The sequence below is a fragment of the uncultured Caulobacter sp. genome (genome assembly GCF_937900395.1).
GTDB lineage: Bacteria > Pseudomonadota > Alphaproteobacteria > Caulobacterales > Caulobacteraceae > Caulobacter.
In genome coordinates, this window is the sequence record NZ_CALCDX010000081.1 from 1 (window position 1) to 9377 (window position 9377).

5 protein-coding genes and 1 pseudogene are annotated in these 9377 nt (G+C 67.0%); 3 read left to right on the plus strand and 3 right to left on the minus strand.

Features of this window, described 5'->3' with window-relative positions; genetic code table 11:
- From Q0379_RS07030 to Q0379_RS07040, 3 genes are all read right to left on the minus strand, one after another.
- A partial coding sequence (locus tag Q0379_RS07030) for a hypothetical protein (protein ID WP_299006230.1) occupies positions 1-556 on the minus strand: 556 nt, incomplete at its 3' end.
- A 16-nt stretch (positions 557-572) separates the two neighbouring features.
- The gene (locus tag Q0379_RS07035) at positions 573-4130 is read right to left on the minus strand and encodes an NAD-glutamate dehydrogenase domain-containing protein (RefSeq protein ID WP_366519302.1); all 3558 of its coding nucleotides are present in this window, start codon (positions 4128-4130) and stop codon (positions 573-575) included.
- A gap of 371 nt (positions 4131-4501) precedes the next feature.
- Positions 4502-5602 (minus strand): AI-2E family transporter, encoded by a 1101-nt coding sequence (locus Q0379_RS07040; protein ID WP_299006233.1) that lies wholly within the window; start codon positions 5600-5602, stop codon positions 4502-4504.
- Positions 5603-5694: 92 nt separating this feature from the next.
- On the opposite strand from Q0379_RS07040, the gene Q0379_RS07045 reads away from it, so the two are divergent.
- The 3 genes and pseudogenes from Q0379_RS07045 (at position 5695) to Q0379_RS07055 (ending at position 9235) form a co-directional block, all read left to right on the plus strand.
- Positions 5695-7170 carry a helicase HerA-like C-terminal domain-containing protein gene (locus tag Q0379_RS07045; RefSeq protein WP_299006236.1) on the plus strand — a complete coding sequence of 492 codons (1476 nt, stop codon included), beginning with the start codon at positions 5695-5697 and terminating at the stop codon, positions 7168-7170.
- 161 nt (positions 7171-7331) lie between these two features.
- A pseudogene (locus Q0379_RS07050) lies at positions 7332-8228 on the plus strand (UDP-glucose/GDP-mannose dehydrogenase family protein); the annotation flags it as partial.
- A 167-nt stretch (positions 8229-8395) separates the two neighbouring features.
- Positions 8396-9235, plus strand: coding sequence for a transporter substrate-binding domain-containing protein (locus Q0379_RS07055; protein WP_299006239.1), 840 nt, complete (start codon positions 8396-8398; stop codon positions 9233-9235).
- Positions 9236-9377: the final 142 nt, after the last annotated feature.

The following is a 9377-nucleotide window of genomic DNA, read 5'->3' on the forward strand; positions in this document are numbered from 1 at the left end:
GCACCACCTGGCGGCCGAGGTATTCGGTTTTCATGTCCACGTCCGGGCGGACCTTGATGACCCGTTCGCTGCCGTTGGGCAGCAGCAGGGTGGCGGTGCGCAGGGTGGTGTCCATGCCCTTGACCAGCGCGGTGATCTCCACGGTGTCGGCGGCCAGCAGGCCCGGCTTATCCCCCTGCGGCGCGGTCGCCAGCACGCCGGCGGCGCCATCGTTGGCCACCTCGCCTGGCTGGCGCAGGTAGACGATGCGTTCCTGGGAGGCCACGGCCTTGACCCGGTCGCCCACTTTCAACTGGTCGAAGTTGTGCATCTGTGCGGGGGCGACCAGCGTGCGCTGGTTGCCCAGGTCGTCGCGCAGGGTAAAGGTGCGTTTGGCGCTGTCGATGGCGCTGACGGTGGCCAGCAGCGTCTCGGTTTCCAGTACCGCGCCACCCGGTACGCCCTCGACATAGGCGGCGGTGCGGTCGTAGTCGCTGGCCAGATCATCGTCATGGCTCTGGCAGCCGACCAGCAGGCTGGCGGCCAGGGACAGGGTGAAAGCGCGGGTCAGGTTCATGCGGTAGCTCCTTGCTTCAGGGATTCAGTGGCTGCGTTTCGCGAATCTCGTAGACCGCATCATCGGCGCGCATCGGGCGCAAGTGGATCAGGTAGCTGGGTCCGAGGCTGCCGAAGGTCATCTCGCTGAGATTGAAGCGCACATCGAGCTTCATGTACTTGATCTCGCCCGGTGCCAGGCTGAAATTCTGCTTGATGTCGCGCGGTTCCCACTTGGCCTGGCGGGTCAGGCCGGTGATGCGGATGGCGTCGTTGGCCTTGTCGCCGGCGTCGGCGTTGCTCTCGCCCTTGGCCTTCACATAGGTGCCGATACCGCCGAGATAGAGCAGCTCGGCGCGGGCCTTCAGGATCGCGGTCATCAGCTCGGCCGGCGAGACGGCCTCGGCCTTCAGGTCCAGCATGGCGCGGACCTCGGGCGACAGCGGGATGCTCTTCAGGCTGCGGGCGAAGACGCCGCCGCCCTGCGAGATCTTCGACTTGTCGTAATCCTCCCAGGACGAGCGCGGTAGCTTGAACATCCGGTCGCGCTCGGCCCACGAGACCGCCGGATCCGGATTGGGATCGAGGAAGATATGGCGGTGGTCGAAGGCGGCCAGCAGCTTGGTCTGCTTGGACAGCAGCATGCCGTTGCCGAACACGTCGCCGGACATGTCGCCGACGCCGACGGCCGTGAAGGTCTCGGTCTGGATATCCTTGCCCAGCTCGCGGAAGTGGCGCTTGACCGCTTCCCAGGCGCCGCGGGCGGTGATGCCCATGACCTTGTGGTCATAGCCGACCGAACCGCCCGACGCGAAGGCGTCGCCCAGCCAGAAGCCGTAGTCCTCGGCCACGCCGTTGGCGATGTCCGAGAAGGTCGCCGTGCCTTTGTCGGCGGCGACGACCAGATAGGGATCCTGTCCGTCGTGTACGACCACCGAGGCCGGCGGAACGACCTCGTTATCGGCGTTGATGTTGTCGGTCAGGTCCAGGAGGCCCGACAGGAAGGTCTTGTAGGCGCGGATCGCCTCGGCCTGGATCGCGTCGCGATCACCGCCGCGCGGCAGCTGCTTGGGATAGAAGCCGCCCTTGGAGCCGACCGGCACGATCACCGCGTTCTTGACCTGCTGGGCCTTCACCAGGCCCAGGACCTCGGTGCGGAAGTCGTCGCGGCGATCGGACCAGCGCAGGCCGCCGCGCGCCACCGGGCCAAAGCGCAGGTGCACGCCCTCGATATGCGGCGCCGAGACATAGATCTCGCGGAAGGGCTTGGGCGCCGGAAGGTCTTCCAGCTCGCGGGAGGCGATCTTGAAGCTGATATAGGGCTTGGGGCCGCCATCGGCCGCCGGCTGGTAGAAGTTCGTCCGCTGGATCGCGCCGACCAGGGCGGCCAAGCGGCGCAGGACGCGGTCGGCGTCCAGGCTTTCGACGGCCTGCAGGGCCTCGACGATCTTGGCTTCGACGGCCTTGGCCTGGGTCGTGCGCGCCTTCAGGTCGCTGGCGATCGCCGGGTCGAACTTGACGCGGAAGAGGTCGAGGATCAGGCGCGTGACGGCCGGATGGTCGCGCAGCGCGGCTTCCTGCACTTGCTGACTGGGATCCAGGCCCGACTGCTGGCGATAGCGCGCCAGGGCGCGGATCAGCGCCGCCTCGCGCCAGCCGACGGCCAGTTCGAGCACGATGCGGTTGAAGCCGTCGTTCTCGGCCAGACCGGTCCAGATCGCGATGAAGGCGTCCTCGAAGGCCTGACGGATCTCGTCGAACACGATGTGCTCGCCGGCGGGGTCGTCCAGCACGAACTCATGGACCCAGACCGAGTGCGGGCCGTCGAGCTCGTAGATGCTCAGGCGGAAGCCGTCCTCGATCAGAGCCTTCAGCCCCATGCGCTCCAGGATCGGCAACACTTCGGCCAGAGGCGCCGCGGCGCCGCGCAGGTAGAGCTTGAACCGGAAGGTGCGAGCGTCGTCCTCCGCCCGGCGGAAGGCGCGCACGCGCGGTTGCGTGTCGGGGGCCAGCGTCTCGATGACGTCGATGTCCAGCAGCGCTTCCTGGGCGTCATATTGGTCGCGATAGCCCGGCGGGAAGGCGCGGCCGTATTTGGCCAGCAAGGCGCGAACGCCGCCGGCCGGTGCGCCGCCGGCGCGGACTACCGCCTCGAACCGGTCTTCCCAGGTGAGCGCCGTATCGGCGATGCGGGATTCCACCCGCGCCAGGTCGGGCTCGGGGTGGTCGCCCGGGGTGACCTCGATGATGAATTGAGCCCGGGCCAAGGGGGCGTCGGAAATTTCCGGATAGTATTCCAGCACCTTGCCGTCGTAGGCGTCGGCCAGGATCGCGCCCGCCCGCTCGCAGACCTCGGTGTCGAAGCGCTCGCGCGGAATGTAGACCAGCACTGAAGCGAAGCGGTCGAACGGATCCATGCGGGCGAACAGCCGCACGCGCGGCCGGTCGATCAGGTGCAGGACCCCCAGCGCCATCGACAGCAGCGTATCCTCGCTGGTCTGGAACAGCTCGTCGCGCGGCCAGGTCTCGAGGATGTTGCGCAGGCGCTTTTCGTTGTGGCTGCCCGGCGCCTTGGCCGCCCGGCGCATGATCCGCGCCACGCGGTGCCGGATCAGGGGCACTTCGCTGGCGGGCGTCTCATAGGCCTCGGCGGTGAACAGGCCGACGAACCGCACTTCGCCCGAGGGCTTGCCGTCCGCGCCGTAGCGGCGCACGCCGACATAGTCCATGAAGCCACGACGGTGGACGCGCGAGCGCAGGTTGGACTTGGCGACCACGACGGGCGTTCCCGTCTCGAGCTGCCGGCGCAGTTGGGCGGACAGGATCGCGGGTTCGTGCGTCCGGCGCAGCACCGCCCGCGTCGAGTCCTTCAGGACCCCAAGGCCGGCTTCCGCTTCGTAGAGAGGTTCTTCGGCGGCGTAGCCGCCGTCGGCCGAGCGGGGATACTCGTAGACCCGCGCGCCGAGAAAGACGAAGTTGTCATTCTCGAGCCAGCGCAGGAAGGCGAGCTCCTCCTGGCGGCCTTCTTCGCTGGTGACGCCGGGGCTGGCGGACAGCTCGCCGATCGCGCGATGCATGAGTTCGCGCATGGCCTTGAAGTCGCCGACGGCGCGGCGGACGTCGAACAGAGTCTCGCGCACCTGTTCCAGCAGCAACTCGGCGCGGTCCTCACCGACGGGATCGAGGTGGACCTGGATCAGCGATCGACCGATCCCGTCGATCTCGACAACGGGGTGGAACATGGCCCGGACCCGGAAGCCGCTTTCGGTGATCTCGCCCATGACGCTGTCGACCAGAAACGGGCGATCCAGCTGGACGATCTCGAGCAGGTCGCGACCGGACGCGCCTTCGCCGACCGACCGGAGGCGGACGGCCGGCTGGTCGCCGGTCACTCCGACCGCGAAATCCCAGAATTCGACAAGCGATGCGGCGGCGGCCGGCGCCGACAGGACGGGCGCGTCCTCTACGGCCCAGTCGGCGTCGACCTGGGCCAAAAAGTCGCGCTCCGCCAGGGAGAGCTCCTGGACAGTCTTCCCGCGTGTCTGAGCGTAGGCGGCGGCCAGGTTGTGGTTTGGGTCAATCTTTACGCCGCTCATGCCGCTTCCTCAAAAATTTTTCCGACCTACCTAGCGGAGAAAGGTAAAAACTCAACGCATATGCGGAGAATCAGCCGCCTTTCGGTCTCGCCGGATCGCTCGCCGGATCGCTCGCCGTCAAGGAGCCGACGGCGCAGCTTTAAAGCGTAGCGCGCGGGCGAAAGCTTGTCGTTAACGGCTGGCCAAAAAGGGGCGCGCTGAAACGGAAACGCCGCCGGCTGGGGGAAGCCGGCGGCGCGGGCCCGCTGGGGGATGCGGGCGTTTTCCGCTTCGATGGCGGCGGCCTTGCCGGCCGCGATCGGCGGGGGTCCGGGTGGGGGAGCCGGACTAACCCTAGATAGGGGCTTGTCGCGTCCGTTTAAGAGGCGGCTTCACTTCTTTCGCGAGCGTGCGGCCTCATGCGGCTTGGCCGCCCCTAGGCGTTCGCCTTCGGGGTCGCCGTCCTCGGACAGCAAGATGGCGATCCAGCGCGAGCCCTCGAACTGGGCCAGGATCAGCATGACCGCCACGGTCAGAGGCGTGGACAGGAACATGCCCGGTACGCCCCATAGGGCTCCCCAGACGGCCAGAGACAAAAGCACCACCGTCGGGTCCATGTTCAGGCTGTCGCCTTGCATACGGGGCAGGACCACGTTGCCGACCACGAAGAAGATGCCTTGCAGGGCCAGGAATAGGATGATCGCCGGCCAGAAGCTGTCGGGGAACTGCACCAGGGCGAACAGGGGCGGCATGAAGCAGCCGATCGCGCCGCCCAGGATCGGGATGTAGGCGGCCAGGAAAATCAGGAACGCCCAGAAGAAGGCGTTGTCCAGCCGCACCAGCATCATCACCACCCAGGCGGCTACGGCGATCATCAGGCCGGTGACCGTTTGGATCCACAGATACTGTTCCACCCCGTCGCGGATGCGCTGGAACAGCTTCATGTTCTGCTCGCGCTCGGCATGCTGCGGGAAAAGCGAGACGATCTTGCGCGCAAAGCCTCGCCGCGAGGCGATGATGAAGCCCAGATAGATCAGCACCAGCACGGCGCTGGAGGCGAAGTTGCCGAACGATTGCGCGGCCTGGCCGATGTAGCGTTGCGGATTCAGTTCGTTGATCAGGCCGCCGACAGTGGGGGCCACATGAATGCCAACCGCGTGAGCGGCCCTGGCGATGATGTCGTTCAGGCGCGGCGCGTAGTCCTTCAGCTGGTCGAAGAAGTCGCGCCCGTTCTCGATGACCACCCAGAACGAGGCGCCGAACAGCAGGACGGAGATGACGACCGCGGCGGGCAAGGCGACGCGGGCCGGCACGCCGGGCACGCGCGCCGTCAGCACCCGGGCGAAGCTATCGATCATCACGGCCAGGAACACGGCCAGGGCCAGCGGGGTCAGAATGTCCTGCATCCAGTAGAGCGCCGCTCCACCCGCAATGACGGCCAGGAACACCACGGCGTTTCGAGTTGTGACGGGGGGCGGGGCTCGGGTGGGCATCTTCAAGGGCTCTACGGAAGCGTGGGGACATCGCCCATCACGATTGGCTGCGCTCAAGGCCCCGGCTAGGGTCCAGGACAAGGAGATTACTCATGCCGCTGGCCATCGGTGACAACCAGATCCTTCTCGGGCTTGGAGAAAGCCCGGTCACACAACGCCTGGATCGCGCGAATCGCCATGGCTTCGTCGCGGGAGCCACAGGAACAGGCAAGACGGTCACCTTGCAGGTCATGGCCCAAGCCTTTTCGGACGCCGGAGTGCCGGTGTTCGCCGCCGATGTGAAGGGCGACCTGTCGGGCTTGGCGATGCCGGGAGCGCCAAACGAGAAGATGCTGGCGCGCGCCGCCGCGATGGATCTGGCCTTGGCGCCGACCGCGCCGCCGATGATCTTCTGGGACCTCTTCGGACAGAAGGGACATCCGATCCGCGCGACGATCTCCGAAATGGGACCGCTGTTGCTGTCCCGCCTTCTGGAGTTGAACGACGTGCAGGAAGGGGTCCTGACGATCGTCTTCCATGTGGCCGATCAGGAGGGCCTGCTCCTGCTAGACCTCAAGGACCTGCAGGCGGCGCTGAAATACGTGGCGGACCACGCGGACGAGATCGGCACGCAGTACGGAAACGTGTCCGCCGCGACCGTCGGCGCGATCCAGCGCAAACTTCTGGCTCTCCAAACCCAGGGCGCCGAGGCCTTCTTCGGCGAGCCGGCCCTCGATCTCGCAGACTTGATGCGCACCGACACGGCGGGCCGGGGCTATGTCAGCCTCCTGGCCGCCGACCGGCTGATCCAGTCACCGAAGCTCTACGCGACCTTCCTGATGTGGTTGCTGTCGGAAATGTTCGAGATCCTGCCGGAGGTCGGCGATCCGGAGAAGCCCAGGCTCGTGTTCTTCTTCGACGAAGCCCACCTGCTGTTCAACGACGCGCCCAAGGCCTTGCTCGAGAAAATCGAGCAGGTGGTGCGGCTGATCCGCTCCAAGGGCGTGGGCGTATATTTCGTGACCCAGAATCCCGCCGACATTCCCGACGCGGTGCTGGGCCAGCTCGGCGCCCGGGTCCAGCACGCCCTGCGAGCCTATACCCCGGCCGATCAGAAGGGCCTGAAGGCGGCGGCTCAGTCATTCAGGAGCAATCCCGGCTTCGACACGGCCGAGGCGATCCAGGCGCTTGGCGTCGGCGAGGCCCTCGTCTCGACCCTCGATGAGAAGGGCGCGCCGCAAATCGTCCAGAAGACGCTGATCCGTCCGCCCGCGTCGCGCCTTGGTCCCATCACGCCTCAAGAGCGCGCCGCGGTTCAAGGCCAGAGCCCGGTAAGAGGGATTTACGACGAACCGATGGATCGCGACTCCGCTTACGAGATCCTGCAAGGCCGGGCTCGGCAGGCGCAGCTCCAGGCGAGGGAAAAAGAGCGCGAACTGGGGAGGGATGACGTGGGCGGCCGCCGCGCTTCCAATCGGCAGACCATGGCGGAGGCGTTCGCCGTAACGCTCGTGCGAACCGTCGCGTCTCAGGCCGGGCGGGAGCTGATGCGCGGCCTTCTCGGCGGCCTCACGCGACGGCGGCGATAGGTCGGCGCCATGCGCTGTCGGCGGGCGATTTCGCGATGCGGGGGCGTTTCGTGGCGGCGTGTTGAGGGGCGAGCGTGACGGCGCGGCTTGCCTCCGCTTCGCGATTGCTGGAATAGGCGAGGCGCCGCGAACGATGGCGGCGCCCAGATCATGGTGGTTCGATGCGCGTAGCGATGATTGGCACGGGTTATGTGGGCCTGGTGTCTGGGGCGTGTTTCGCCGACTTCGGTCACGTGGTGACGTGCATCGACAAGGACCCCCGAAAGATCGAACGGCTGGAGAAGGGCGAGATCCCGATCTTCGAGCCGGGGCTGGATGACCTGGTCGCCCGCAATGTGCGCGAAGGCCGCCTGTTCTTCACCCTGGACGGGGCCCAGCCGATCAAGGACGCTGACGCGGTGTTCATCGCCGTCGGCACGCCCACGCGTCGCGGCGACGGCCACGCCGACCTGTCCTACGTCTACGCCGCGGCCGAGGAGATCGCTGGCCTGATCGACGGCTTCACGGTGGTGGTGACCAAGTCGACCGTGCCGGTGGGCACTGGCGACGAGGTCGAGGCGATCATCAAGAAGGCCCGTCCCGACGCCCAGTTCGCCGTGGTCTCCAACCCCGAGTTCCTGCGCGAAGGCGCGGCGATCGAGGACTTCAAGCGCCCCGACCGCGTGGTCGTGGGCACCGAGGACGAGCGGGCCCAGGCGGTGATGCGCGACCTCTACCGGCCGCTGTCGCTGAACGAGACCCCGATCGTCTTCACCGGCCGGCGGACCAGCGAGCTGATCAAATACGCGGCCAACGCCTTCCTGGCGATGAAGATCACCTTCATCAACGAGATGGCCGACCTCTGCGAGAAGGTCGGGGCCGACGTCCAGTCGGTGGCCAAGGGCATTGGCCTGGACAAACGGATCGGTTCGAAGTTCCTCAACGCTGGCCCGGGTTACGGCGGCAGCTGCTTCCCCAAGGACACGATCGCCCTGGTCAAGACCGCCCAGGACTACGGCGCCCCGACCCGGCTGATCGAGACCACGGTCGAGGTCAATGACGCGCGCAAGAAGGCCATGTGCGTGAAGGACGTCGACGACTACTACGCCAGCAGCGTGCGCAAGGGCAAGGTGCGCAATGGCGCGGTCTACATGCCGGGCTTCGAGGGCATCCTGTCACAGGAAGCGGCCTGGGCCATCAAGACCTACCTCGAATCGCTGCGCGTCAAACCCCTGGCGGAGGCCAAGTGATTGCGCGCCGCCACCTCTTGAAGGCCGGCGCGGCCCTGGCGACCACCCCCTGGGCCTGGCAGGCCCAGGCCCAGGAAGAGTCCGCCTGGGCGCGCATCCAGGTGCGCGGTGTGCTGTCGGTGGGGCTGTACAACGACAACCCGCCTTTCAACGTCAAGGGCAAGGGCATCGATGTGGAGTTGGCCCGCCTGCTGGCGGCCCAACTGGGGCTCAAGCTCAATCTGCTGCCTTTTGACGCCGACGAGAAAATGTCCGATGACCTGCGCAACATGGTCTGGAAGGGGCATTACCTGGGCTATGGCCCGGCCGATGTGCTGCTGCACGTGCCGGTGGACAAGCCCTTGATGGACGCCGAGCGCCAGGTGCTGATCTTCGGGCCCTACTACCGCGAACGGGTGGTGATGGCGCGCCGGCTGGACCGGCTGCCCGACCTGGAGAGCCTGGCCGCCCTCAAGGGCCACAAGGTGGCCGTGGCCGGGCAATCACTGGCCGGCTGGCTGCTGATCGGTGCCGATCAGGGGGCCTACCGCGATCAGCTGACCACCCATTTGCCCGATGGTGTGGCCGCGGCCCGTTTGCTGCGCGATGGCGAGGTGGATGCGGCGGCCGGCCAGGCCTCCGAGCTGTATTCGGTGCTGGGCGATGACAAGCGCTTCTTCATTGAAGCGCTGCCGATGCCACGCGCCCCCCGCGATGGCTGGGCCGTGGGCATGGCCGTCAAGAAACAGTCGGTGGAGCTGGCGCAGGCCCTGCAGGCCGCGCTCAACGCGGTGGCTGCCGACGGGCGGCTGGCCAAGGCCTTTGCCGCGGCCCAGGTGCCCTGGCAGGCGCCCTGACACCGCTTGTCACCCGCTTCGGTCTGGAGCGTTCCAAAAAGTGACAGTCTTGCGCCGCCCCGGGTTTGCCCTGGGGCGGCGTTGTGCTTTCAGCGCGCGCTCAGGGCAGGTTCAGGATCCAGCCCACCAGCTTGCTCGCATC

Coding starts and splice junctions, on each gene's coding strand:
- Q0379_RS07035 (WP_366519302.1), bottom strand. CDS start 4,130: ATGAGCGGCGTAAAGATTGACCCAAACCACAACCTGGCCGCCGCCTAC.
- Q0379_RS07040 (WP_299006233.1), bottom strand. CDS start 5,602: ATGCCCACCCGAGCCCCGCCCCCCGTCACAACTCGAAACGCCGTGGTG.
- Q0379_RS07045 (WP_299006236.1), top strand. CDS start 5,695: ATGCCGCTGGCCATCGGTGACAACCAGATCCTTCTCGGGCTTGGAGAA.